Raw genomic sequence first — 26,272 nt, 5'->3', positions numbered from 1 at the left:
CAAATTGTCCGTTGAAAGGGGAAAAGCAGATTGTTGGCAGGTTTGGATCACGGGCTCGCGCGACCGTCGTACACGATGACGCGTCCGTCCTTGATCACCGTGGAGACGCGCTCGGTCACCGTCACGTCGCGATAGGGATCGCCCGCGACCGCAATCATATCGGCATATTTGCCGACCTCGATCGTCCCGAGATTGTCCGATTGGCCGAGCAGCGCCGCGGCATCGACGGTCGCCGACCGCAGCGCCGCCATCGGCGTCATCGGACCCTGCTCGACCATCAAGCGGAACTGCCGCGCATTCTGTCCGTGCGACGACACGCCGGCGTCGGTGCCGAATGCGAATTTGACCTGATGCTGGACTGCGAGGCGGATATTCCGCCCCGCGACGCGACGCGCCTCGGCCATTTTCGCGCGCACCGCGGGGCTTGCGTCGCTCTCTTTCCGCGAATCGAGAAGGCCAAGCGTCGGCACGAGCCAGGTGCCGCGCTTCGCCATCAGCTTCGCGGTTTCCTCGTCGAGATAGGTGCCATGCTCGACCGAATCGACGCCCGCGCGCACCGAGGCGGCAACGCCCTCCCCGCCATGCGCGTGCGCCGCGACCTTGAGGCCAAGACTGTGCGCAGTGGTGACGATCGAAGTCAGCTCCTCATCGGTCAGATGCTGGCCCAGCCCGCGCGCCTGCTGCGACATGATGCCGCCGGTCGAGGTGATCTTGATCAAGTCCGCGCCATATTTCGCCGCCTCGCGCACGCGCAGCGCGCATTCGACGCCGCCGGTGCACGCGCCGGTATAGTCGTAGGGATAAAGCGCCTCGGTCGCCTTGCGGTTGAGCCCCGACATGTCGCCATGCCCGCCGACGATCGACAGCGACGTCCCCGACAGAAAGATGCGCGGGCCGACCACTATGCCCTTGTTGACCGCATCGCGCAGCGCGTGGATCGAATAGCCATCGGAACCGACGTCGCGGACCGTCGTGAACCCGGCCTCCAGCGTCTTTTTCGCATTGGAAAAAGCGAACAGCGCGACATCCTCGGGCGTATCGACCGCCGCCGCCCATAGTTTCGTTTCGGGCGAGAAGCTGAAATGGACATGCGTGTCGATCAGCCCGGGCAATAGCGTGCGGTCCCTGAGGTCGAGCACCTGCGCGTCCGCGCGCTCCACATAGCCCGGCTGAATTTCGGCGACGCGCCCGCCGCGGACGACGATCGTGCTCGGCCCGAGCGGCTTTTCGCCCGGAATTGCGACGACCGTGCCCGCATGGATCACCAGCGTATCGGCAAGCTCGGCGCCAGCAGGCGCCGCGACGGCCATGCTCGAAAGCGACACGCCGATCGCAAGCGCCGCCCATTTCCCAATGCCGCTCAAGCGAAATTCTCCCGCCGGCCCACGCCGCGAGGCCGCCCCTGCAGCACTCCCCATTTGCATAGGAAGTTTTTGCTAGTTGAGCAAGAATTTTTATGATAGGAAAATTCTGGAAATTACGACACATTGCGGAAATCAACGAATTTCCGGTGGGGAAACGGGTCCAAAAGGAGGGAAAAATGTCGAAGTTCGTGTCACGCCTGTTGTTGTCGTCCGCGCTCGCATTCGCGATCACGCCGATGGCGCATGCCCAGTCGGCGCCGCCCGAAGAAGAGGGTGCCGAAACCAGCGCCGGCGGCAGCGACATCGTCGTCATCGGTACGCGCCGCAAGGACCGCTCGATCACCGATAGCTCGGTCGCCATCGACGTCATCGCGCCCGAGCAGATTGCAACGACCGGCTATTCGGACGTGAACGACGCGCTGCGCACGCTCGTCCCCGCATTCAACGCGCAGCGCCTTCAGGGCAATGACGGCTCCTCGTTCGTGCGCCCCGTCACGCTGCGCGGCTCACCCGCCGACCATGTCCTGCTGCTGATGAACGGCAAGCGCCGCCATCGCGCCTCGATCGTACAGATCGGCACGGGCCATGCCTCGACCTCGGGCTCGCAAGGGCAGGATTTCAACGTCATTCCGCCGATCGCGCTGTCGAGCGTCGAAGTGCTGCGCGACGGCGCATCGGCGCAATATGGCTCGGACGCGATCGCCGGCGTGATCAACCTGGAGCTGAAAAAGGCCAGGAGCGGCGGCTCGATCATTGGGCAGGTCGGCGAATATTATACGTCCGGCGGCCGCACCTATGACATTCAGGGTCATCTGGCCGTTCCGGTCGGCGACAATGCCTATTTCAACGTCGCCGCCCAATATACGGATCAGGCGAAGGCCTATGCCAAGAAGGCGACCCACTCCGGCGCGGAAGCGATGCGGGCGATGGGCATTGCCGGTATTCCCGAGCATCCCGAGGGCAATCTCGATCCGCGGTACATGGCGTTCAAGTCGGTGTGGAACGCCGGCATCGAACTTAGCGACGAACTCGAACTCTACAGCTTCGGCAACTATATGACGGGCAAGAGCTCGGTCACCTTCGGTCTGCGCCAGCCCGTCACGGCGGGCGGCCTGAACCGCCACGGCACCTATGCCAATTCGGCGTTCGACCTGTCGCCCGCACACCCCGAATTGTTCAACTTAACCGCCATCTATCCGGGCGGCTTCACGCCCGAATTCCGCGGCAACCTCGAAGATTTCAGCGCTCTGGTCGGCCTCCGCGATCAGGAGGGTCCGCTGACCTGGGACCTGTCGGCGCGCTACGGCACCAACACCGTCGACTATTCGATCACCGGCACGATCAACGCGTCGATGGGGGTCAAGTCGCCGACCGCATTCAAGCCCGGTTCGCTCACCCAGCGCGAAATCCAGTTCGACGCCGAAGTCTCCTATGAGCTGAGCAACGACATCCTCGTCTTTGCCGGCGCCAGCCATCGCAAGGAAACCTATGTCATCGGCGAAGGCGACGCTGCAAGCTACACCACGGGTCCGCTGCGGGACCTGCCCGCGGGCTCGAACGGCTTCCAGGGCTTCTCGCCCGAATTCGCCGGCAGCTTCGATTCGAACAGCTATGCGGTGTTCGGCGAAATCGATGCCGACATCACGCCCTGGTGGAACCTGTCGGCCGCCGCTCGCTACGAAGACTATGACCAGTTCGGCGACAATTTCAGCTACAAGGCCTCGACGCGCTTTGAGCTGAGCGATGCCTTTGCGCTGCGCGGTTCGGTCAGCACCGGCTTCCGCGCCCCGGCCGCGGGGCAGGTGTTCGGCACCAGCCTGACCTCGCAGCTCGACGGCGTCGGCGGCTTCATCCTCGATGCCGTGCTCGTTCCGGGGTCGCCCGCGGCGCGGGTCTTCGGCTCGGAGGCGCTGACACCCGAAACCTCCTTCAACATGTCGGCGGGCGTCGTCTTCACCGGCCTCGACGGCTTCCTGACGACGCTCGATTTCTATCAGATCGACGTCGACGATCGCCTGTTGCTGACGCCGTCGCGGAATACCACCGCCGCCGAGCGCGCCGCGCTGGCCGCGATCAACTTCCCCAATGGCGCCGACATCCAGCAGGTGCGCTATTTCCAGAACGAGATGGACACGCGCGTGCGCGGTTTCGACCTGGTGAGCACCTATCGCCATAGCTGGTCGGACAATGCCTCGACCGATTTCAGCCTTGCCGTAAACTATAATGAACAGCATCTGCGCGGCGCGCCGCCCCCGGGCTTCAGCTCCGCGATCGTGACCGAGTTCGAACGCGGCACGCCGCGCTGGCGCGGCAATTTCTCGGCAACGACCAAGGTCGGCGATTTCGGCTTCATGGCGCGCGCGATCCATTATGGCGCGTGGCGCCGGCTCGATGGCGCGACCTTCCTGCCGCGCAAGGCGGTGACCCTGTTCGACGCCGAAGTGACCTATTCGGGCATTCAGGATGTCGAGCTGAGCGTCGGCGCACGCAACATCTTCAACATCTTCCCGCCGGGCCGCGGTCCCGCCCGCGCACGCGCCGGCCTGATCTATGACAATCATAGCGTATTCGGCGTCGCCGGTGGCTTCTATTATTTGAATGCTAAGTATAAATTCTGATCTCGCCTGTTCGAGATCGGCCTCTATTTCCGGTGGGCAGATACGATATTGGCATAGCGGATATGCCAATATCGTAGCCTATCGGAAATTTGTGCTTTATAGATGGCGGCGGCTGATTGGCCGGACCTCTTCCCCCAGCCGTCCCCCATTGGCCGATGCCGTACGATCTCGAGCAAGTTAAGGATTGGAGACTTATGCCGCCCAGAAATGGAGACGAGCCGGAAGTTTTGGGTGCCGTTCGTACCGCGAGGCGGCCTCGATCCGAAGGCTTTCACCTGGGCGAACGATTGCGTCAGTTGCGCAAGGAACGCGGGATGACGCTGGAGGATGCGGGGCGGTTGACCGCGCTTGCGGCCTCGACATTGTCGAAGATCGAAAATGACCAGATGTCGCCGACGTTCGACGTCGTGCAAAAGCTCGCGACGGGCTTCGATATTGACATTACCGAGCTCTTTGCGAGCAATTCAGGACAGGATGCCGCGGGCCGGCGCAGCGTCACGATGGATGGCGCGGGCCGCCTGATGGAGACCGCGGTCTACCGCCACCGGCTGATCGCCGCCGAGCTCAAGAACAAGAAGATCCTGCCGTTCGTCACGACGATCAAGGCGCGCAGCCTCGAGGATTTCAAGAGCTGGTCGCAGCACAGCGGCGAGGAATTCCTCTATGTGCTCGAAGGCGAAATCTGCTTCCAGACCGAGCATTACGAACCCGCTATTCTGGGCGTCGGCGACAGCATCTATATTAACAGCAGCATGCAGCACGCCGCCTATTCGACGAGCGAGGAAGATGCCGTCGTGCTGTGGGTCAACACCGGCTGAGCGCCGAGGTCCGCCCGCCCCATCTGCGGGCTTGCAATAATTTTCCGATACGCTAATTTCTTTCCAATAGAAAATTGGAGAGGGCAAAGCGATGGACAGACGGAATTTCATCCTGTCGGGGGCGGCCTTGTCGGCCGCGATGGCGTTCGCGCCCGCAGCGGCGGCACGGGCAAAGACGCGCCCCCTCACCTTCGACGCGATGGGCGAGGTGCGCTTCGAATATGACGCGGCGCTGATCGGCCAGATGCGCGCCAGCGGGCTCGACGCGATCACCGTCACGCTCTGCGATCCCAAGGTCTATGAGGGGCAGGCCTATGAAGAGGCCGTGCAGGCGGTGCTCGACCATGATGCGCATATCGCCAAGCATCCCGAACTGTTCCTGAAGGCGACGAAAACCAGCGACATCGACGTCGCGCGGGCGAACGGCCAGCTCGCGCTGTTCTACCTGTTCCAGAACAGCACCCAGTTCGGCCGCGACCTCGACAATGTCGACCTGTTCCACAAGCTCGGCGTGCGATCGGCGCAGATCACCTACAACGACCAGAATTGGGCGGGTGCGGGGTGCAAGGAACTCGGCGCCAACGGCCTGACGCATTTCGGGCGCGACCTCGTCGGCCGCATGAACGAGCGCAGCATGCTCATCGACCTGTCGCATTCGAACATGGCGACGATGGCCGACACGATCGCCGCATCGAAAGTCCCCGTAATCGTCTCGCACACCGCGTGCATGGCGGTGCACAGCAATGTCCGCAACACGACCGACGCGAACCTGCGCCTGCTCGCCGACAAGGGCGGGGTCGCCGGCATCTGCCAGATGCGGCCGTTCCTGACGACGAAACGCGACGACGCGCTGCCCGAATATTTCCGCCACATCGACCATGCGGTGAAGGTGATGGGCGCCGACCATGTCGCGATCGGCAGCGACCGCGACCACCGCATCGTCGAGATGACCGACGCCTATATCGCCGAGTTGAAGCGCGAGGAGGGCGCCAATTTCCACGAGCCCGACTGGCCGCTGTTCATCAACGAACTCAACGGCCCGCGCCGCATGGAGGTGGTGTGGGATGGCGTGCGCAAGCTCGGCTACCCCTCGGCCACGGTCGAAAAGATCATGGGGACCAATGTCCGCCGCATCTATCAGGAGGTAATCGGATGAGCCCCCGCCTTTCCGCCCTCACCCTTGCCTTGCTGCTGACGGCAGCCCCTGCGTCGGCGAACGTCCCTGGCGCCGACGCGGGGAATTGCGCGACCAGCCTGATCGGCACGCCGCTGACGGTGCCGAAATATCCGGCTGCAACGCAAAAGATTCTCGACGAGGATATCGCGATCGCCGCGGCGGCGCTGCGCATCGCGCCTGACCGTGAGGACAGCCATATATGGTACGGCCGCCGGCTCGACTATGCGGGACGCATCTGCGACGCGGTCGATGCCTTCAGCGCCGGGATCGAACAATTCCCGAACAGCTACAAGCTCTACCGCTTCCGCGCCCGCGACCTCACGCGCGCGCGCCGTTTCAAGGAAGCGCTCGCCGATTATAAGAAAGCACTGGAATTGATGGGCGATACGCCCGACAGTTTCGAACCCGACGGCATGCCCAACCCGATCGGCCTCACGATCAGCACTTATCGCGGCAACATCCTTTATTATCATGCCCAGACCAGTTTCGCGACCGGCGACTATCCCGCAGTCGTCGACGGCATGGCCAAATCACTCGCCGTGATGCCCGACTTCACGCGCGACGATATGCACATCGGAACCGCTTATTGGACCTATCTCGCGTATCGCAAGATGGGCCAGCACGGCAAAGCGCGAGCCGCGATCAACGAGATCGAGCCGGGGCTCAAGCTGATCGAGAATTTCACTTACTATCAGGCGGTCCAGATCATGCAGGGTCGCCTCGACCCCGTCGGTTTCAAGGACACCCGCGACAGCACGATCAAATTCGCGATCGCGATGGAACGCCGCTTTGCCGGCGACGAGAAGGGCGCAAAGGCGCTGCTGACCGAGATCGTTCGGGAAAATCCGCAGGGCCATTGGCCCTCGGAAGCCGAATTGGCGCACCCGGATCGAAAAGCCTATTGATCGTCCTGCCCGGTCCAACGAGCCTGTTCATAAGGCGGAGGGGCTAGCTTTAGTCCGGTTGCGGTCACGCGCTCAACGCGCGATCTTCCCGGCTGGCAGGCTGCACTCTTGCAAATGGGTTGCAGTAGCGATCATTCGCGTCTAGCGCGCCTTCCATAGTGGAGGTTCGCGATGAAATATAAAATGATCAATGCTTTGCTGGTATCGGTGGCCTGGACGGGCGCAGCGCAGGCGCAGGAAAGCCAAACCAGCGCGGAGATCACCGTCACCGCCGACCGGGCGGTCACCGCGACCAAGAGCGATACGCCGCTCGTCGAAACTCCGCAGGCGATCAGCGTCGTCACCGAAGAGCTGTTCCGCGACCGCGGCGCGCTCAATCTGCAGGAAACGCTCCGCTATTCGGCCGGCGTCACCGGCGAGGCCTATGGCCTCGATACGCGCGGCGACGCGAGCGTCGTGCGCGGGCTCGCGCCCGTCCAGTTCCTCGACGGGATGCGCAGCCTCTATACCTTCGCGCCCTTCGCCCGCGCCGCGGTCGACACACTCTCGCGCGTCGAAGTGCTGCGCGGACCGTCTTCGGTCCTCTATGGGCAGGCATCCAACGGCGGCATCATCAACAGCGTCAGCAAGCGCCCCGAGTTCGAAGCGGGCGGCAGCGCGCGGATCGAATATGGATCGTGGGACCGCAAGCAGGCGATGGTCGACCTGACAGGCCCGCTCGGCGGCGATACGCTGGCCGGCCGCATCGTCGCGGTCGTGCGCGACGCGGGCCAGCAAACGCGGCTGCTCGACGACAATCGTGTGCTCGTCCAGCCCTCGCTGAGCTGGCGGCCGGGTCCCGACACCAATGTGACGCTGATCGGCCTCTATCAGCGCGACCGCTCGGCATCGAGCCAGCAGTTCCTTCCCGTCGTGTCCGCCATTGGCGCGCCCAACGACGACCGCCGGCTCAGCAACCGCACCTTCCTTGGCGACGAGAATTATGACACGCTCCGCCAGCGCACGCTGTCGGCGACGCTCATCGTCGACCAGCGGGTTTCCGACCTGCTCAGCCTCAGCGCGCGCGCGCGTTACACCGACGCCAAGGCGACCTTCCGCGAGCTTTATCCCGACGTCTATTCGAACCCGGCCAATCCGTTCATCGACGGTACCGCCGAAACGGGCCGCACGCTGCATCGCTACGCCTATCAGACCAAGCCGCACGGCAAGATCTTTACGAGCGACACGAACGCGCGCCTGACCTTCGACACCGGACCGTTCAGCCACCAGCTCCTCGTCGGCCTCGACTACACCAATTATTTCGAGCAGACGCTCAGCGCTTCGGGCGGCAGCGCGTTCACGCCGGGCATCACGCCGGTCGACGCCTATAATCCGAACAACAGCGGCGTCGCAGCGGACGTGCTGCCCTATGCCGCCCTGCCCGACCAGCGCAACACGCAGCTCGGCGTCTATGTCCAGGACCAGATCCGCTATGCCGACCGCGTCACGCTGGTCGCGGGCGTCCGCCACGACCGCGCGCGATCGAAGACCGAAGGCGCCCCCGCGGTCGTCGATACGGCGTGGACCTTCAAGGTCGGCCTGATCGGCGAGATCGGCTATGGCCTGTCGCCCTACCTCAGCTATTCGGAGGCGTTCCAGCCGGTTTCGGGGATCAATCCGCGCACCGGCGAACCTTATGTTCCGACGCGCGGACGGCAGTATGAAGGCGGCATCAAGTGGCAGCCGCAGCGCGGCATTCTCGTCACCGCGGCCTATTACGACATCGTCGAGCAGAACCGCCCGACCAACGACCCCGCCGACCCGATCAACGTCTTCCAGACCGGCGAAGTGACCTCGAAAGGGTTCGAAGTCGAGGGCGCGTTCGACCTGCCTGGCAATTTCCAGCTGACCGCCGCGTACAGCCACAATAATGCCCGCGTGTCCGAAAGCCTCTACACCTATGAAGAGGGCGCGCGCGTCAACGATGTGCCGCGCGACCAGGCGTCGCTGTGGGCGGTGAAGGCGGTCCCGCTCGGCGCCGATGCGCAGCTGCGGATCGGCGCGGGCGTGCGCCATATCGGCAATACCCGCTCGACCGGCCCGACGAGCGCGATCACGACGCCCTCCTACACGCTCGTCGATGCGCTGGTGTCGGTCGACTGGAACCGCTGGACCGCCGCGGTCAACGCCTCGAACCTTTTCGACAAGAGCTATTTCACCGCCTGCCGCACCTTCGGCGACTGCTTCAGCGGCAATCGCCGCTATGTTGTCGCCTCGCTCGGCTACCGGTTCTGACGCGATGAAACGCAAGACCGTGCAGGCCTGGTATCTGGTCCATAAATGGACCAGCCTTGTCTGCACGGTCTTCCTGCTGCTCCTCTGCATCACCGGGCTGCCGCTGATCTTTGGCGAGGAGATCGCACATCTCGCGGGCGCCGAGCCCGAATTGTCCGCGCCGCGACCCGGCGCCGAGCCGGCGAATCTCGACCGGCTGATCGAGGACGCGAAGGCGCAATATCCCGGCAACCGGCCGCTGTTCCTCGGCTGGTATCCCGACGAGCCGATCGTCTACGTCAATCTCGGCCCCACCGCCGACACCCCCCCGGCAGAGATGAAGACCGCGCTGTTCGATGCCTATACCGGTACCGCGGTTCCCGCGCCGCAGTTCAACGAAGGCATCATGTTCTTCATCCTGCGGCTGCACACCGACATGTTCGCGGGGCTTCCCGGCAAGCTCTTCCTCGGCGTGATGGGCCTGCTCTTCGCCATCGCCACCATATCGGGCGTCGTGCTCTACCGTCCCTTCATGCGCAAGCTCGAGTTCGGGACGATCCGCAATGCGCGCAGCAAACGGCTGAAATGGCTCGATATCCACAATCTGCTCGGCATCGCGGCCACGGCGTGGCTGCTCGTCGTCGGGCTCACCGGCGTTATCAACACGCTCGACGAGCCGCTCTATGACCAATGGCAGAAGGACCAGCTTGCCGAGCTGACCCGCGAATGGGCGGGCCGTCCCGCGCCCGCGCAATTCGGCCTGATCGAGAAGGCGGTCGCCGAGGCGAAAGCGGCGCGGCCGGAGCTCAAGCCCGCCTTCGTCAGCTATCCGGGGACGGGCTATAGCGGCGAGCATCATTATGGCGTGTTTATGATCGGCCAATCGCAGCTCGACCAACGCAACTATCAACCCGTGCTCGTCGACGCCGCGACGTCAAAGCTGACCGGCGTCCCGACCTGGCCGCTCAGCCTCAGCGCCATGTATCTGTCGCAGCCGCTGCACTTCGGCGACTATGCGGGCCTGCCGCTCAAGATCGTCTGGGCGCTGCTCGACATCATTGCGATCGTCATCCTCGGCAGCGGCATCTATCTCTGGATCGGGCATCGCGGCCAGTCGCTGCAACGGCGCGTCCACGAAGTCGTCGAAGGCGGAGACGCAAGATGACCAGGCAGACCGTACGCCGAACATATGCTTGGCCGCTGCTTATGGCGATTGTCACGATCGCTTCGCTCGTGACCGGCCTGTTGACTGTCGGCTTGTTCGACATTTTGGCCGTCATCGCGCTGGCGGCGATTCCGGGTTTTTGCCTGTTGCGGCTTTTCGCGCGCAAATAGGTCGGCCCCTTTGAGTATGATCGCGCCGTCCTCGAACCGGCCGCTCGGTGTGCAAAAGCCCACATGCCAATATGTTAAGCGCCGGGCCAGGTTGCATCCCGGGCAGGCGGTCCATCGCGATAACCACTCCGATGATCAGCTTAACGCTGGCTTAACCATAGTGCAGTGCAGCATGGCGGATTGGCCGAGGTTAACCTCGTCGTAACAGCAAGGGGTCGTTCGCCATGCCAAGCCTGTACATCTCGCCTGCCGGTTCCGGGGACAAAAGTGGCAGCGATATCAACAACGCAGCGTCGATCGGTTCGCTCAACAATATGATCGGAAGAGCGGGACCGGGGGGCGAGGTGCTGCTGCTGGCCGACCAGGGCGACTATAACGTCACCGGCATCCTCGGCATCACCCGTGGCGGGGCGGAGGGCCAGTCGGTGGTGGTGCGCGGCATCGATTCCGGCGGCAATGCCATGGCCGCGCATTTCACCGGGTCGCGCCCGGCCGACTGGCAGGCGGGCGATGCCTCCGGCAACGAACTGTTCAAGCTCGGCACCGGCGCGGACAATCTCGAGTTCCGCGATTTGCAGATCGACAATGTCGGTACGGCCTTCCGCGTCACCGCCGATCTCGCCAATCTCCATATCGAGGATGTCGACGCGAACAATGTCCGCCGCTTCTTCGAGAATTATTCCAGCACGCCCTCGGGCACCGCGACGATCACCGGGCTCACGATCCGCGACGTCGACATACAGGGCTTCTCAAGGGTCGCGATCCGCCTCCAGTACGACACGAACAATGTGGTGATCGACAATGTCACGGCGGATATGGCCGGGCAAACGGGCGACGACCTGCCCGCGGGCGTCCATCTCGACGGCACCGTCCACAACGTCACGCTCAGCCAGGTGGTGATGGAGAATATCCAGAGCACCGCCGGCGCCTATTTCAACGGCGACGGTTTCGCGAGCGAGCGCGGCGTTTATGACATACGCTTCATCGACACGGTCGCGCGCGGCAACAGCGACGGCGGCTATGACCTCAAGTCGAGCGGCACTTTGATCGTCCGCGCACTCAGCGAGGAGAATGGCCGCAACTACCGGCTTTGGGACGAGGCGACGCTGATCGACTCGGTCGGCCTGAACCCGGTGCTGCGCGGCGGCATCTCCGAGCAGAACCAGCTCTGGCTCGACGACGACGCCGATGTAACCGTGATCGGCGGGCGCTTCGACGATGCCGGATCGCGCACCAAGGTGATCTCCTCGCAGGGGCGGCTCACACTGCGGGGCGTCGAGATCACCCGATCCGAGCTTTCGACGCTCGCCACGCGCGATTCGCTTCCCGGCCTCATCGGCATCGAGACGATCCGCGAAACGCTGACCGTCGATCAGGGCGAGGCCTCGCCCGGCGCGACCGGCTATATCGCGCTGCTTCCCCTGCCCGACACCGCCACGGCGGATGCGCTGCAAGGCACCGCGGGCGACGACATCTTCGTTGTCGACGATAGCGGCGACCGGATCACCGAGGCGGCCGACGCCGGGTTCGACCGGGTCGAGACGACACTCGACAACTACACGCTCGCCGGCAATATCGAGGCACTGATCCGCCGCGGCGCCGCCGATTTCACGGGCAATGGCAACGCGCTCGCCAACGCGGTGATCGGCGGCGCGGGCAGCGACACGCTGGGCGGGCTCGGCGGCAGCGACGACATCGCCGGCAATTCGGGCGACGACATGCTCGTCGGCGGCAATGGCGAGGATCTGCTCCGGGGCCAGTCGGGTGCCGACATGCTGCTCGGCGGCTGGCAGTCGGACAGCCTCTTCGGCGGCGCGGGCGCGGACCGGCTGGTCGGCGACCAGGAATGGCTCAGCAGCCAAGGCGCCAACGACCGGCTCGACGGCGGCGACGATGCCGACCTGCTGATCGGCGATGCGACCAATGTCTATGGCAGCGGCAAGGGCGGCAACGACCGGCTGACCGGCGGCGCTGGCAACGACATATTGATCGGCGACGGCGACGTGATGACGGACAGCGCGAGGGGCGGCGCCGACACGCTGGAGGGCGGCGACGGCAATGACTGGCTCTATGGCGACGGCCGGGAGTCGGTAGCGACGGTGACCGGCGGCGCCGACAAGCTCTATGGTGGCGACGGCCCCGATCACCTGATCGGCGGCGGCGGCAACGACCTGCTTGCGGGCGGCGCGGGCGCCGACTGGTTCGTGTTCGCGCCGGGCTCGGGCGCCGACGAAATCACCGACTTCACCTCGGGCGCGGACCATATCGACCTCAGCGCCTTCGATATCGCCTATGAGCAGCTCGGTTTCACATCGAGCGCCGAAGGAACCCGCATCTCCATGGGCACGGACAGCATCTTCGTCCGCGACGCGCAGGGGTTGTCGCCCAATGATTTTGTCTTCGGCTGACGCGCACCTCAGCCGAAGACGAAGTCCGCCTGATCGAGCGCGGCCACCCCGCGCACGAAGATCGTATCGGTGCCGCCCAGCTGGATCGTCACCCCCGCGCTGCTCGTGGTGAAGCGCAGCGCCTCATAGGCGATGTCGAAGGCGCTGAGGTCGATCCGGTCGGCCTCGGCGCCGCCGCGGGTGAAGTCGGTGATCTCGTCGGCGCCCGAGCCGGATGCGAAGACGAAGCGGTCGCCCCCCGCGCCGCCGGTCAGCTTGTCCGCGCCCCCGCGCGCGCCGGCCGCCATGGTCACCGCGTCGCCGTAGAGTATGTCGTTGCCGAGCCCGCCGATCAGCGTGTCCGCGCCGCCGACGCCATTCGCCGTCATGCTCATCCCGTCGCCGACCAAGACGTCGTCACCATCGCCGCCATCGAGCGTGTCTCGGGCGGCGAGCGACGAGACCCACTCGGTATCGCCGACCAGAAGATCACTGCCCGCGCCGCCAAATAGCCGGTCGGTCTGCGACCCGCCGTACAATATGTCGTCGCCGTCTTCGCCGGAGAGCATATCCTCATTCTTGCCGCCATCGAGCCGGTCGGCGCCGATGCCACCGCGCAGCGTGTCGTTGCCGTCGTCGCCGGAGAGCGCGTCGTCGCCTTCGCCGCCGGTCAGTATATTGGCCCCGACGCTGCCCAGCAGCACATCCGCAAAGGCCGAGCCCTGCGCATTCTCGATACTCACCAGCCGGTCGCCCATGGCATCGCCGCCAGTCGCGGTCTGGGCGCGCAGGTTGACCAGCACACCGCCGAGCGAGCCCGCATATTCCGCGGTGTCCGATCCCGCGCCGCCGTCGAGTATATCGCCGCCCGCCCCGCCGCGCAGCACGTCCGCGCCGTCGCCGCCGGTCAGCCGATCCTCGCCGCCGCTGCCGACGATGAAATTGTCGAGCGTATTGCCGGTCATCGTCGCGCCGATCGTCCCGGTATAGACGAGCTCCTCGATATTGGCGCCGAGCGTGTAGCTGGTCGCGGCGGTGCGGATGCGGTCGCGCCCCTCACCCGCCGCCTCGATCACTTGGTCGCCCGCCTCGTAGACAACATAAAGGTCGTTGCCGGTGCCGCCGCGCAGCACATCGTTGCCGCCGCCGCCATCGAGCTGGTCGTCGCCTGCCCCGCCGAACAGCAGGTCGTCGCCGCCGCGCCCATAGAGCATGTCACCAAGCAGCGGATCGTCGCTGCCGGTGATGCTGTCGGAATGGTTGGAGCCGATCACAGTCTCGATCCCGACCAGCCGATCGCCCTCGGCCTCGCCGCCGCGATTGACGTTGGTGACAAGGTTCACGGTGATCGCCGCGGACTTGGTGTAATCGACCTGGTCGCGCCCCGCCCCGCCGTCGAGCAGGTCGGCGCCCGCGCCGCCCACCAGCTTGTCGTCGCCGTCGAGCCCGTAGAGTGCGTCGTTCAGCGCCTTGCCATAGAGGCTGTTGTCGAGCGCATTGCCGGTGCCGGCAAAGCCGCCGGTGCCGGTGTAGCTGAGGTCTTCGACCCCATCGGCGAGCGTCAGCGACGACAGGCCCGTGCGCACGATATCGAGCCCGCCACCGACCGCCTCGGTCACCTGATCGCCGGCGTCGTCGACCACATAGCTATCGTCGTCCGCGCCGCCGATCATCACATCCGCGCCGGTGCCGCCATCGAGCGTGTCGTTGCCACCGCCGCCATCAAGCCGGTTGGCGTTCGCATCGCCCGTCAGCGTGTCGGCGAAGGCGCTGCCAACCACCGCCTCGATCCCCGACAGGCCGTCGCCCTGCGCATCGCCGCCCGACACGGCGCCGGTGGCGAGGTTGACCTTCACCCCCGCGGCGCTGTCCGAATAGGCCACAGTGTCGAACCCGCCCGCACCGTCGATCCGGTCGCCGCCCGCACCGCCAACGAGGATCTGATCGCCGCCATCGCCGATGATCGTATCGGCGAAGCCCGTGCCGATGAAACGCTCGATCCCGTCGAAGCGGTCGCCTTCGGCATCGCCGCCGCTGCTCGCACCGGTCTGGAGGTTGATCGAGACGGCACCCGCATTGGCGCTATAGTCGACCGTATCGACGCCCTCGCCGCCGATCAGCATATCGGCGCCCGCGCCGCCCTGGAGCAGATCGTCGCCGCCGCGCCCTTCGAGCCGGTCCGCGCCCGCGCCGCCATATAGCGCCTCGTCAGCACCGACACCGGCCAGCACATCGTCGAACGCCGAGCCGACCAGCGCCTCGATGCTCATCAGCCGGTCGCCCACCGCATCGCCGGTGCCGCCCTGTACCGACAGCGCAAGATCGACCTGCACCGCCGCCGCTGAGCCCGAATAGTCGGCGGTATCGAGGCCGTCGCGCCCATCGAGCAGATCCGCGCCCTTGCCGCCGACCAGCAGATTGTCGCCAACATCGCCGTTTAGCGCATCGCCGAACGCCGATCCGATCAGGCCCTCGATCGCGACGAGGCTCACCCCGCCCGAAGCCGTGCCCGCCGCAAGATCCGCCGTCACCATGCTCGCGCTGGTCGAAAAGTCCGCAACGTCAGTGCCCGCGCCGCCGTCGAGCCGGTCCGCCCCGCCCTTGCCGGCCAGCCGGTCGTCCCCGTCGCCGCCCGACAACGCATTGGCCGCGCCATCGCCGGTCAGCACATCGCCTAGGTCCGAACCGACCAGATTCTCGACCCCCGCCAGCACATCGCCCTCGGCATCGCCGCCGCTGCCGGTGCCGCCCAGCACCGCGTTCACCGCTGCGCCGCTCGCCGTATAATCGGCGGTATCGGTCCCAGCGCCGCCGGTCAGCCGGTCCGCGCCCGCGCCGCCGATCAGCACATTGTCGAAGCCGTCGCCGGTCAGCACATCGCCGAAGCCCGATCCGATCAGCCGCTCGACCCCCTGGAGCCGATCGCCCTGGGCGTCGCCGCCGCTGCCGGTGCCGGCAACAAGGTCGATCGTGACCGCGCCGCCGCTGCCCGAATAGTCCGCGCTGTCGAACCCGGCGCCGCCGATCAGCGTGTCGGCACCCGCCCCGCCGACGAGCAGATCGTCGCCGCCGCGTCCGTCGATCCGGTCGTCGCCCACGCCGCCGCCGATCCAGTCCGCGCCGTCATCGCCCGAAAGCGTATCGGCAAAGGCAGAGCCGCGCACCCCCTCGATCCCGATCAGCCGGTCGCCCGCCGCCTCGCCGCCGCTCGCCGCGCCATTGGCGAGGTCGACGACCACCGCCGCGCCGCTGCTGCCATAATCGACCCGATCGATCCCGGCCCCGCCATCGAGCAGGTCTGCCCCCGCGCCGCCATCGAGCATGTCGTCCCCGGCGCCGCCCGAAAGCCTATCGTCGCCATTCCCGCCGAACAGCCGGTTCGCGCCCGCATCCCCCGCCAGCGTATCGGCAAAGGCCGATCCCTCGACATCCTCGAACCCGTCGAACAGATCGCCCGCGGCATCGCCGCCGCTGGCGGAGAACCGCATCAGGTCGACCTGCACCGCAGCGTCGCTGCCGGCGTAGCTGAGCAGATCGCGCCCGGCGCCGCCGACCAATATGTCCGCGCCCGAACCGCCGGACAGCACATCGTCGCCGGCATTGCCGACCAGCATGTCGTCGCCCGCGCCGCCGATCAGCGCATCGGCGCCCGCCGTGCCGCCGATCAGGTCGTCGCCCGCCGTCCCCGCCGCTACCACTATGCGCTGCCCGTCCAGGGTCAGCACCGATCCCGTGCCCTTCTTCAAGGTCACCGTGCCCGCACCGGTGGCGAGGCCATAGTCCCGCACCGTCAGCAGGCCATTCCGCTCGGCGAGGTTGAACAAAGTCGGCGAGCCGGGATCGGAGAAGAACGCCCCGTCGATCGTCGCACTCGCGCCCTCGGCCAGCCAGATATGCTCGCGATTGCCGCCCGCCAGCGGCGCGCCGGCATCGAGGCTGACGATGTTGCTGAGCTCAGCGCCCGTGCCCCATAGCCGGATGTTGCGGCCATTGCCCGACACGATCGCGCCGTCGACCACGATGTTGTCGCTCTTCAGGTCGAGCCCGCCATCGCTGTTGCCGGTGGCGATCACATCGCGCAGCGTGATGTTGTAAGTGCCGCGCTCGGTCGCGAAACCGTCGCCGTTGCGATAGTCATTCACCGTGTCGAGCGCGTTGCGCATCGCGACGCGATCGATCGTCACGTCGTGCGCGGTGCCGGTGATGTGGACGCCGATCGCGAAATTGTCGCCATCCTGGAACTGGCTGTCGCCGCGCACATCCTCGATCAACACGTTGCTGCTGTCATATTGGACGCGGATCGCACCCTTGGAATAGCCGTTCACCGCGACATCGCGGATCGTCAGTCCGGTAATCGTCGCGCTGGCATTGGCCCCCGAGACCATATTGTCGAAGAAGCGAGAAACGTTGGTGGCATCGACATGCTCGATCGCGAGGTTGCGTACATCGGCGCCGACGCGAAAGGCCGTGCCGACATTCTGGAAGGCAAGGTCGCTGAAACGCAGATTGTTCGCGCCGCCGAGCAGGCGGAAGACCTCCTCGCCCGAGGGGCTGGCGGGATCGAACGGCTCGGTCCGCGTCCCGGCGATCGTCGCCGCCATCGCGTTGCCCGCGGTATCGACCCCGCGGATCGTCACCGGCGCGCTCGCCGTCCCTCCTCCGACGATCGCCAGCGCTCCGGTCGGCGCGGTATAATTTCCCTGGTCGGCGAGCAGAAGCCCCTGTCCGCCCGGCCCCGCCGCCATGATGAGCTGCGGCAGGTCCTTCAGCGTCGCGGCGTTTGCGGCGCTCGATCCGTCGCCCGAACCGCTGCCGGTCGGCGAGATATAGAGGGTGGGCATGGCAGGGCTCCCGTCATAGGCCTGAAAACATACCCCCCACTTGATCGCGACCAGACAGCCCGCGGCGGCACCGGGGTCAACCATATGCTGCACCTGCGAAAGCCGAGCCGCCCCTTTGCTCCGACGACCGGAGCCGCGGCGCCTTCGCTCGCCAGGCTTTGACCGCTACCAAGGTTCGTGCCGGACGATTCACGTTGCCGCACCCCGCAGATTGTCGACGCCTCAAGAATCCGATCGGAGACCCACCGTGCAGCAGGACCTGTCCCTCGGGACGTCGGAGCCGGCCGTGGACACCGGGCTCGCCGCCTTCGCCCAGATCCTCGCCATGCACCGCATTGTCGCCGACCCGGCCGAACTGCGCCATGATCTCGGCCATTCCGATCCCGTCACGGCGTCCGATCTGGTACGTCTGGCAAAGCGCATCGAGGGCGTCCGCGCCCGCGCCACGACCGGCGATTTCGAGCGGTTGCGGCGCCTTCCGATGCCGGTGATGGCCAGCGGCGCCGAGGGCTGGTTCGTGATCGGCCGCGTCGGCGAGGATGCCGTGGCGATCCAGCGGCCCGGTGCCGAAATCGAGCGCTGGGACCGCGCCACGCTTGAGGCCCGATGGTCGGGGGCGCTGCTCCTCGTCGCCACCCGTGACGCCGCACAGGTTGCCGCGCCCGCCTTCGACATGACCTGGTTCGTTCCCCAGATCGTCAAATATCGAAAGCTGATCGGCGAGGTGCTGCTGATCACCCTCGCGCTCAACCTGCTCGGCCTCGCCGCGCCGCTCTTTTTCCAGAACGTCGTCGACAAGGTGCTGGCGCACAACAGCCTCGCAACGCTGCAGGTGCTTGCCATCGGGCTGGTGATCGTCTCGCTCTGGGAAGTCGCCTTTGGCTGGCTACGCACCCGGCTCTATTCGGAGACGAGCCAGAAACTGGACGTCGAGCTGGGCAGCCGCCTCTTTCGCCACCTGCTCCGTCTGCCGCTCGCCTATTTCGAGAATCGCCGCGTCGGCGACACGGTCACCCGCGTCCGCGAGCTGGAGACGGTGCGCGAATTCATGACCAGCGCCTCGCTCACCGTGCTGGTCGATCCGCTGTTCACGATCGTCTTCCTCGTCGCGATGTACCTCTATTCACCGCTCCTCTTCGCCATCGTCGCGCTCACCCTCCCCGCCTATGTAATCGTTTCGCTCGTCGTCACCGGCCCTTTGCGCCGCCGGCTCGACGAGAAATTCGCGCGCGGCGCCGCCAACAACGCGCTGCTCGTCGAGAGCGTCTCGGGCATGCAGACGCTCAAGGCGGCCGCGGTCGAGCCGCAATGGCAGGACCGCTGGGAACGCCAACTCGCCGCGTACAGCGCCGCCAACCAGCGGGTGATCAACCTCGGCAATTCGGGCAGCCAGGCCGTCCAGCTCATCTCCAAATTGAGCCTCGCCGCGATCCTGTTCTTCGGCGCGCAGCAGGTGATCGCCGGCGCGCTGACCGTTGGCGGGCTGGTCGCGTTCAACATGTTCGCGCAGCGCGTATCCGGCCCGGTCATTCGCATGGCGCAGCTATGGCAGGACTTCCAGCAGGTCCGCCTCTCGGTCCAGCGGATCGGCGACATCCTCAACAGCGGCCCCGAGCCGGGCGCCGGATCGCGCACCGCCTTGCCTGCGCTCGCCGGCCATGTCCGTTTCGAGTCCGTCCGCTTTCGCTATGCCGCCGACGGACCGTGGACGCTCGACGACATCGACCTCGATCTGCCCGCCGGCGCCACGCTCGGCATCGCCGGCGCCTCGGGTTCGGGCAAATCGACGCTCACCAAATTGCTCCAGCGCCTCTATCTGCCCGCGAGCGGCCGCGTGCTGATCGACGGCGTCGACATCGCCCAGATCGATCCCGCCTGGCTGCGCCGCCAGATCGGGGTGGTGTTGCAGGAGAATATCCTGTTCAACCGCTCGATCCGCGAAAATATCGCGCTCGCTGATCCCGTCACGCCGATCGAGCGGGTGATGACCGCCGCCCGCCTCGCCGGCGCGCACGACTTCATTCTGGAGCTGCCCCGAGGCTATGACACGATCGTCGAGGAGCGCGGCGTCAACTTCTCGGGCGGGCAGCGCCAGCGCCTCGCCATCGCCCGCGCGCTGATCACCAATCCGCGCATCCTGATCCTCGACGAGGCGACCAGCGCGCTCGATGCCGAGAGCGAGGAGATCGTCCAGCGCAACCTCAAGGCGATCGCCGCCGGCCGCACCGTGCTGATCATCGCGCATCGCCTCTCCGCGATCCGCCAGTGCGACCGCATCCTGACACTCGACAAGGGGCGTATCGTCGAGAGCGGCACGCATGACGAGCTGCTCCGCCTCGGCGGTCGCTATGCCGCGCTCCATCACCGCCAGATCGGCGTTCAGGCGGGAGCGGCGGCATGAACGCGATCACGCGCCACTGGACCGCCGTTCGCGACGCGCTCGACAATGAGCGCGTGCAGTCGCGCGGGGTATTGCGCGTCGAGGAGACCGACTTCCTTCCCGCCGCGCTCGAAGTGGTCGAGCGCCCCGTGTCGCCGACCGCGCGGGTCACTTCCTGGCTATTGCTCGGCCTGTTCGCCGTCGCGTTGCTCTGGCTCGTCCTTGGCCGAGTCGATGTCGTGGCCTCGGCGCCGGGCAAGCTGGTCCCCGCCGACGACGTCAAGCTGATCCAGCCCGGCGCGGCAGGGATCGTCCACGCCATATTGGTCCGCGACGGCCAGCGCGTCCGCGCCGGTCAGCCTTTAGTCGAGCTCGATCCCACCGTCTCGGATGCCGACACGGCACAAGCCGGCAAGGCGCTGGAGACCGCCATGCTCGATGCCGCGCGGCTGCGCGCCATATTGTCCGCGCTCGACGGCCAGGGTCTGCGCTTCACCCCGCCCGCCGGAACCAGGGCCGACGTCGCCGACACCCAGATCGCGCTCGCCCGCGCCCAGCTCGCCGAGATCCGGGCGGGTAGCCAGACGCGTGCCGCCGACACCGAATCCGCCCGCGCGGCCCGCGCCGAGGCGCAGATCCAGGCGGCGAAGCTTAGCGAGACCTTGCCGCTGCTCGACGAGCAGATCGCCGCCAACGAGACGCTGCTCGAAAAGGGCTATGTCTCGAAGCTGCGCGTGATCGAGATGCGCCGCCAGCGCCTCGTCGCCGCGCGCGACCGCGACGCCGCGCTCGCCACCGCGCGCAAGGCGGAAGCGCAGATCGCGGTGGCCGGCGGCAATTCCAGCCAATCCACCGCCGAGGCGCGCGCCCGCATCCTCGCCGATCTCGCCAAGGCCGAGAGCGACGCGCGGCTGCGCAAGGAGGAGCTGACCAAGGCGACGAAACGCAGCAGCCTCCAGCGCCTCGTCAGCCCGGTCGACGGCACGGTCACGCAACTCGCCGTCCACACCGTCGGCGGCGTCGTCGAGGCGGCCAAGCCGATCATGGTGATCGTGCCCGCGCGCGGCAAGCTGGTCGCCGAAGTGGCGATCGCCAACAAGGATGTCGGCTTCGTCCGCGCCGGCCAACCCGTCGCGCTCAAGGTCGAGGCATTTTCCTTCACGCGCTACGGCGCCGTCCCGGGCCGGCTCGAGCAGATCAGTTCGGACGCGGTACAGGACGAGAAGCGCGGACTGATCTACACCGCGCGGGTGACGCTGGACCGCGCGACGATCGTGCGCGATGGTAGGGCGATCCCCCTCACCCCCGGCATGGCGGTCACCGCCGACATCCGCACCGGCCGCCGTTCGCTCGCCTCCTATCTGCTGAGCCCGATCGACGAGATCCGCACGACGGCGGCGCGGGAGCGCTAAACGCCTTCTCCCCTCTGAAGAGAGGGAAGCGCCGATGACGCACGGCATCATGGAGCCCACATTTTAATGCGGGCCGGTCCATTCCATGGCGCCAATATTGGCCTGACCAAATACCAAGAATGCGCGATGACGGCTGCATATATGCGCGAAATCTGCGCATAATCCCTGTCATTCCGATAATTGGTAAGGCACTCTTGCCAAATTGGACTGACAAGTCTATCCGGCAACAGGACACACGACGTCAAATCGGTCGCCCCGATCACAAAAGGGCGACGGATCTTGGTGCAGGCCGAAGGGAGAGAAGAATGAGTCGCGAGAGCTGCAGCAGGCGCCACCTGCTTATTTCAACGAGTCTGATGAGCTTGCTGATCATGTCGCCGGCCCACGGCCAGACGGCCGCGCAAGCACCGGTCGAACAAACCAGCGCGACAGACGAGAATACCGAATCCCCCCCGGCCGACACGCAGGAGATCATCGTCACCGGTTTCCGTGGTTCGCTAAACAGCGCGCTGAACCTGAAACGCCAGGAAACTGCGGCGGTCGATAGTATCGTCGCCGAAGACATCGGCAAATTTCCCGATTCAAACCTCGCCGAATCGATGCAGCGCATTCCTGGCGTCGCCTTGTCGCGCGGCGATGGCGGCGAGGGGCGCAATATCTCGGTTCGCGGCCTCGGCGCACAATTCACCCGCGTGCGGATCAACGGGATGGAGGGCACCTCGCAGGTCAGCGGCAGCGATATCCGCGGCGGCGTCGCCACGGGGCGCTCGTTCGACTTCGTGACCTTCCCGACCGAAATTTTCTCCGCGCTTTCGGTCCGCAAGACGACCTCCGCCGATGTCGAGGAAGGCTCACTCGGCGCGACGGTCGACCTGCGTGCACCCCGGCCGTTCGACCAGAAGGAGGACTTCGTCTTCTCGGGCACGGCGCGCGGAATCTACAACGACATCAGCAAAAAGGCCGATCCGCGGCTGTCCGCGCTCGTTTCCAAACAGTTCGGCGACACTTTCGGGGTGCTCGCCAGCCTCGCCTATTCGAAGCGCCACATCGACGAATATGCCTATTCGGCGGTCGACATTCTGCCGTCCTACGTCGCTGGGCAACAGCAGCCGGGCGGCATCATCTTCCCCTTTTGTACGCCTGTCGGCTACACCTATGGCGGCGTGCCTGTGAACAGCCCGGCGCCGGGCTATGCCAATAGCGGCACCCCGGTCGGCGCCGACGCCAATAACTGCAGCGCCGGCAACCCGCGCACCAGCACCAAGGCAGCCTACGACTATATCATGAGCCGCACGGGCGTGTCGGGCCGCCCGGGTGGCGGAGTGTTCCTGCCGCGCCTGCCCCGTCCGGTGAAGGGCAGCCAGAATCAGGAGCGCATGGCCGGGTCGCTGACGCTGCAATGGAAACCCACCGACGACACCGATATTTCGCTCGACGGCCTCTATTCTCGCTTCAAGGTCAATCGCCTCGACACGATGCTCGATGCGCGCTCGATGGGCCGCACCGCCTCGAACAACGGCCAGCCGATGATGTCAATCCGCGACATCGAAGTCGACGACAACGGGTCGCTGATCCACGGCCTGTGGGACGGCGTCGACCTGCGATCGGAAATGCAGGACGAGCGTTTCACCTCGACCTTCCGCCAGGTGAACCTCAACTTCGACCATCGCTTCTCCGACACGTTCCGCGTCTTCGGCCTGGCCGGCATCAACGATTCCAAATTGAACGTCGACCGCCTCCAGGTCGCGATCGATTCGAACGATACCGATAATTTCTCGATCGACTTCCGCGACAATCCGGACGTCCCGAAGATCGGTTACGGCATCGACCTGACCAATCCGGCCAATTTCCTCTTTGGCCCGCCGCTGCGCGACGGCACGCAGCGCGGACAGATTTCGAACTTCGTCCGTAAAAACACGATCGTCAGCAAGACCTTCGAACTCAACGCGGAGTGGGAGGCGGCGCCGAACTTCACCGTTCAGGTGGGCGGCCAGTATCGCACCAACAAATACACCGCGCGCGAGCGACAGCTGATCCCCGCCCAGTCGTTGCCGCAGTTGCTCCCCGCGGGCGTGTCGCTCGCCGACATCACCTTCGTGACGAAAGGGATCGGCAAGAATCTGGACGGCCAGATGCAGGATTTCGTCGCGATCGATCCGGACAAGTTCCGCGAAGCGGTGAACTTCAGCAGCTACCAATATTGCAATCTGGAGTGCGCCAAGGGCACTTATGGCGGGGTCGAAGAAAAATACACTTCGGGCTATGCCATGGTGAAGTTCGACACCGAAGACGTCTTGCCGTTCGCGCTGCGCGGCGATGCGGGCGTCCGTTATGTCCGCACCAGCCTCGACACATATGGGCCCATCCCCACCGCCGCGCCGGCCGGATCACCCTTTCCCACGCGATATGTGATCTCGACGGTGGAGCGTAGCTATGATGACTGGCTGCCGTCGATCAACCTCGCGCTCGACGTCACGCCCGACCTTATCGCGCGTTTCTCCGCGGCGCGCGTGATGTCGCGTCCGTCCTATGGGCAGCTCATCCCCAGCGGCAGCGCGAATATCGTGATCCGCACCGCCTCGATCACCAACCCCTATCTCGATCCGATCCGGGCCAACACGATCGACGCCGCGCTCGAATGGTATTTCGCGCCCGGTTCGCTGATCTCGGTCGCCTATTTCTACAAGAATATCGAGACCTATATCCAGAATACCAGCCAGCTGGTGCCGTTCCGCGAGCTCGGGCTCCCGCTGTCGCTGCTTGAGGGCACGGGCACGGGTGTCACACCCGACGAACTCTTCAATGTAACGCGCAGCAACAACACCAACGGCGGGCCGCTGCGCGGGTTCGAGGCGAACCTTCAGCTGCCGTTCCGTTTCCTGCCGGGGGCACTCAGCAATTTCGGCTTGCTCGCCAACTTCACGCGGGTGCGCTCGAACATCAATTACATCATCTCGCCGACGATTACGCGCAGGGCCCCGCTCGTCGGCCTCTCGCCGGAAACCGCCAGCGCCACGCTCTATTATGAGGACGACAAGTTCAGCGTCCGGTCGACGGTCAACTATCGCGCGGCGTTCCTCACCGGCATCCCGGGCCCGGTCGACAGCGACGCGAACGTCAATGCGAGCTCGATCTTCGTCGACGCCTCGGCCTCGTACAACATCAACGACAATATCAAGCTCATCGCCGAGGTGTCGAACATTACCAACGAGACCAACCGCCTCTACACCGACACCACGCGGAAAGACCCGCTCTACACCTCCTATTTCGGCCGCACGTTCAGCCTGGCAGTCAATTTCCAGTTCTGAGCTTCTCCCTGTCGCCGCGAGCATCGGTCGGTTTTCCGACGACGCTCGCGGCGATATGTTGCGGACGGCGACCGCTCTCGGTGGGCACCGGAAACAGGATAAAACCGGTCCATTAATTGTCATAATTGGTATTACCAATTTTATTGAAAATGGTAAGGCAGATGCTATGAACAATGGGAGGAGCCGATTGGCACCCCGTAATGAGAACAGGAAAATAGCATGAAGATCCAGTCTGCCCGCGTCATCGTGACATGTCCCGGGCGCAATTTCGTGACCTTGAAAATCGAGACCGATCAGGGGGTTTTCGGAATCGGCGATGCGACGCTGAACGGGCGCGAACTCTCGGTCGTTTCCTATCTCGAAGACCATGTCATCCCTTGCCTGATCGGGATGGACCCGCGCCGGATCGAGGATATCTGGCAGTATCTCTATCGCGGCGCCTATTGGCGGCGCGGCCCCGTCACCATGTCGGCGATCGCGGCGGTCGACACCGCGCTTTGGGATATCAAGGGCAAGATGGCCGGCATGCCGATCTACGACCTGCTCGGCGGCAAGAGCCGCGACGGCGTGATGGTCTATGGCCATGCCAATGGCGCCGACATTGCCGAAACCGTCGACGCCGTCGGCCAGTATATCGACCTGGGATATAAAGCCATTCGCGCGCAATCGGGCGTACCCGGGATCAAGGACGCCTATGGCGTCGGCCGCGGCAAGCTTTTCTATGAGCCCGCCGACGCCGCGCTGCCGTCGCTGACGATCTGGGATACGAAGAAATATCTCGATCACATCCCCAAATTGTTCGAAAAAATCCGCGATACATACGGCTTCGAGCATCATCTTCTCCACGATGGCCATCATCGGATGACACCCATCGAGGCCGCCCAGCTCGGGAAAGCGCTGGAGCCCGCAAAATTATTCTGGCTCGAAGATGCGACCCCGGCGGAGAACCAGGAAGCGTTCAAGCTCATTCGCCAGCATACGACGACCCCGCTGGCCGTCGGCGAGATTTTCAACACGATCTGGGACTGCAAGGAGCTGATCCAGAACCAGTTGATCGATTATATCCGCGCGACCGTGGTCCACGCCGGCGGGATCACGCATTTGCGGCGGATCGCCGACCTGGCCGCGATCTATCAGATCAAGACGGGCAGCCATGGCGCGACCGACCTGTCGCCGGTGTGCATGGGCGCGGCGCTCCACTTCGATAGCTGGGTCCCCAATTTCGGGATCCAGGAATATATGCGCCACACACCCGAGACCGACGAAGTCTTCCCGCACAGCTACCGTTTCGGGCAGGGATATATGTATGCGGGTGACGCACCGGGCCACGGCGTCGATATCGATGAGAAGCTGGCGGCAAGATACCCCTATCAGCCCGCCTATCTGCCCGTCGCGCGGCTCGAAGACGGAACGATGTTCAACTGGTGAGATGCCGAGGTGCGGGAGAGCCGGGCGTTTCTGGTTCCGGGGTGAA

At 65.2% G+C, this 26,272-nt stretch carries 14 protein-coding genes; 12 read left to right on the top strand and 2 right to left on the bottom strand.

Annotated features, from left to right (window positions below):
- Positions 1–47: 47 nt before the first annotated feature.
- Complete coding sequence (locus FG91_RS02980) at positions 48–1,364, bottom strand: metal-dependent hydrolase family protein (RefSeq protein WP_161785620.1); 1,317 nt, start codon at positions 1,362–1,364, stop codon at positions 48–50.
- A 176-nt stretch (positions 1,365–1,540) separates the two neighbouring features.
- Between FG91_RS02980 and FG91_RS02975 the strand changes: the two genes are divergently transcribed.
- The 8 genes from FG91_RS02975 (at position 1,541) to FG91_RS02945 (ending at position 12,878) form a co-directional block, all read left to right on the top strand.
- Positions 1,541–3,982: a TonB-dependent receptor plug domain-containing protein gene (locus FG91_RS02975; RefSeq protein WP_037511633.1), complete on the top strand. Its 2,442-nt coding sequence runs from the start codon at positions 1,541–1,543 to the stop codon at positions 3,980–3,982.
- Between the two features lie 155 nt (positions 3,983–4,137).
- A complete protein-coding gene (locus FG91_RS02970) occupies positions 4,138–4,800 on the top strand; it encodes a helix-turn-helix domain-containing protein (protein WP_152567976.1) in 663 nt (220 codons plus the stop codon).
- Positions 4,801–4,891: 91 nt separating this feature from the next.
- Positions 4,892–5,956 (top strand): dipeptidase, encoded by a 1,065-nt coding sequence (locus FG91_RS02965; protein ID WP_037511630.1) that lies wholly within the window; start codon positions 4,892–4,894, stop codon positions 5,954–5,956.
- On the top strand, positions 5,953–6,882 hold the full coding sequence (locus FG91_RS02960; protein WP_152567975.1) for a hypothetical protein: 930 nt from the start codon (positions 5,953–5,955) through the stop codon (positions 6,880–6,882). The genes FG91_RS02965 and FG91_RS02960 overlap by 4 nt, the downstream gene beginning before the upstream one ends.
- Before the next feature lie 171 nt (positions 6,883–7,053).
- Positions 7,054–9,156: a TonB-dependent siderophore receptor gene (locus FG91_RS02955; RefSeq protein ID WP_037511625.1), complete on the top strand. Its 2,103-nt coding sequence runs from the start codon at positions 7,054–7,056 to the stop codon at positions 9,154–9,156.
- A gap of 4 nt (positions 9,157–9,160) precedes the next feature.
- A complete protein-coding gene (locus tag FG91_RS02950) occupies positions 9,161–10,300 on the top strand; it encodes a PepSY-associated TM helix domain-containing protein (RefSeq protein ID WP_037511622.1) in 1,140 nt (379 codons plus the stop codon).
- Positions 10,297–10,470 carry a hypothetical protein gene (locus FG91_RS21960; protein ID WP_161785618.1) on the top strand — a complete coding sequence of 58 codons (174 nt, stop codon included), beginning with the start codon at positions 10,297–10,299 and terminating at the stop codon, positions 10,468–10,470. The genes FG91_RS02950 and FG91_RS21960 overlap by 4 nt, the downstream gene beginning before the upstream one ends.
- 224 nt (positions 10,471–10,694) lie before the next feature.
- Positions 10,695–12,878 carry a calcium-binding protein gene (locus FG91_RS02945; protein WP_037511619.1) on the top strand — a complete coding sequence of 728 codons (2,184 nt, stop codon included), beginning with the start codon at positions 10,695–10,697 and terminating at the stop codon, positions 12,876–12,878.
- Positions 12,879–12,886: 8 nt separating this feature from the next.
- Here the strand turns inward: FG91_RS02945 and FG91_RS22475 are convergent, their stop codons facing one another.
- A complete protein-coding gene (locus tag FG91_RS22475; RefSeq protein WP_161785617.1) occupies positions 12,887–17,698 on the bottom strand; it encodes a beta strand repeat-containing protein in 4,812 nt (1,603 codons plus the stop codon).
- 286 nt (positions 17,699–17,984) lie between these two features.
- Between FG91_RS22475 and FG91_RS02935 the strand changes: the two genes are divergently transcribed.
- The 4 genes from FG91_RS02935 to manD all read left to right on the top strand — a co-directional run bounded on the left by FG91_RS02935 (position 17,985) and on the right by manD (position 26,226).
- Positions 17,985–20,099, top strand: coding sequence for a type I secretion system permease/ATPase (locus FG91_RS02935; protein ID WP_268746366.1), 2,115 nt, complete (start codon positions 17,985–17,987; stop codon positions 20,097–20,099).
- Entirely contained in the window at positions 20,096–21,490 is a 1,395-nt protein-coding gene (locus FG91_RS02930) for an HlyD family type I secretion periplasmic adaptor subunit (protein ID WP_037511613.1), read from the top strand. The genes FG91_RS02935 and FG91_RS02930 overlap by 4 nt, the downstream gene beginning before the upstream one ends.
- Positions 21,491–21,846: 356 nt before the next feature.
- The gene (locus FG91_RS02925) at positions 21,847–24,798 is read left to right on the top strand and encodes a TonB-dependent receptor (RefSeq protein WP_200878389.1); all 2,952 of its coding nucleotides are present in this window, start codon (positions 21,847–21,849) and stop codon (positions 24,796–24,798) included.
- Between the two features lie 219 nt (positions 24,799–25,017).
- The gene (gene manD, locus FG91_RS02920; protein WP_037511606.1) at positions 25,018–26,226 is read left to right on the top strand and encodes a D-mannonate dehydratase ManD; all 1,209 of its coding nucleotides are present in this window, start codon (positions 25,018–25,020) and stop codon (positions 26,224–26,226) included.
- Positions 26,227–26,272: the final 46 nt, after the last annotated feature.

Origin of the sequence: Sphingopyxis sp. LC81 (genome assembly GCF_000756375.1) — a bacterium.
Classification (GTDB): Bacteria; Pseudomonadota; Alphaproteobacteria; order Sphingomonadales; family Sphingomonadaceae; genus Sphingopyxis.
Note: the sequence above shows the minus strand (reverse complement) of the source record. Positions and strands in the feature narration are given on the sequence as shown.

Coding starts and splice junctions, on each gene's coding strand:
- FG91_RS02975 (WP_037511633.1), top strand. CDS start 1,541: ATGTCGAAGTTCGTGTCACGCCTGTTGTTGTCGTCCGCGCTCGCATTC.
- FG91_RS02970 (WP_152567976.1), top strand. CDS start 4,138: ATGCCGTACGATCTCGAGCAAGTTAAGGATTGGAGACTTATGCCGCCC.
- FG91_RS02965 (WP_037511630.1), top strand. CDS start 4,892: ATGGACAGACGGAATTTCATCCTGTCGGGGGCGGCCTTGTCGGCCGCG.
- FG91_RS02960 (WP_152567975.1), top strand. CDS start 5,953: ATGAGCCCCCGCCTTTCCGCCCTCACCCTTGCCTTGCTGCTGACGGCA.
- FG91_RS02955 (WP_037511625.1), top strand. CDS start 7,054: ATGAAATATAAAATGATCAATGCTTTGCTGGTATCGGTGGCCTGGACG.
- FG91_RS02950 (WP_037511622.1), top strand. CDS start 9,161: ATGAAACGCAAGACCGTGCAGGCCTGGTATCTGGTCCATAAATGGACC.
- FG91_RS21960 (WP_161785618.1), top strand. CDS start 10,297: ATGACCAGGCAGACCGTACGCCGAACATATGCTTGGCCGCTGCTTATG.
- FG91_RS02945 (WP_037511619.1), top strand. CDS start 10,695: ATGCCAAGCCTGTACATCTCGCCTGCCGGTTCCGGGGACAAAAGTGGC.
- FG91_RS22475 (WP_161785617.1), bottom strand. CDS start 17,698: ATGCCCACCCTCTATATCTCGCCGACCGGCAGCGGTTCGGGCGACGGA.
- FG91_RS02930 (WP_037511613.1), top strand. CDS start 20,096: ATGAACGCGATCACGCGCCACTGGACCGCCGTTCGCGACGCGCTCGAC.
- FG91_RS02925 (WP_200878389.1), top strand. CDS start 21,847: ATGAGCTTGCTGATCATGTCGCCGGCCCACGGCCAGACGGCCGCGCAA.
- manD (WP_037511606.1), top strand. CDS start 25,018: ATGAAGATCCAGTCTGCCCGCGTCATCGTGACATGTCCCGGGCGCAAT.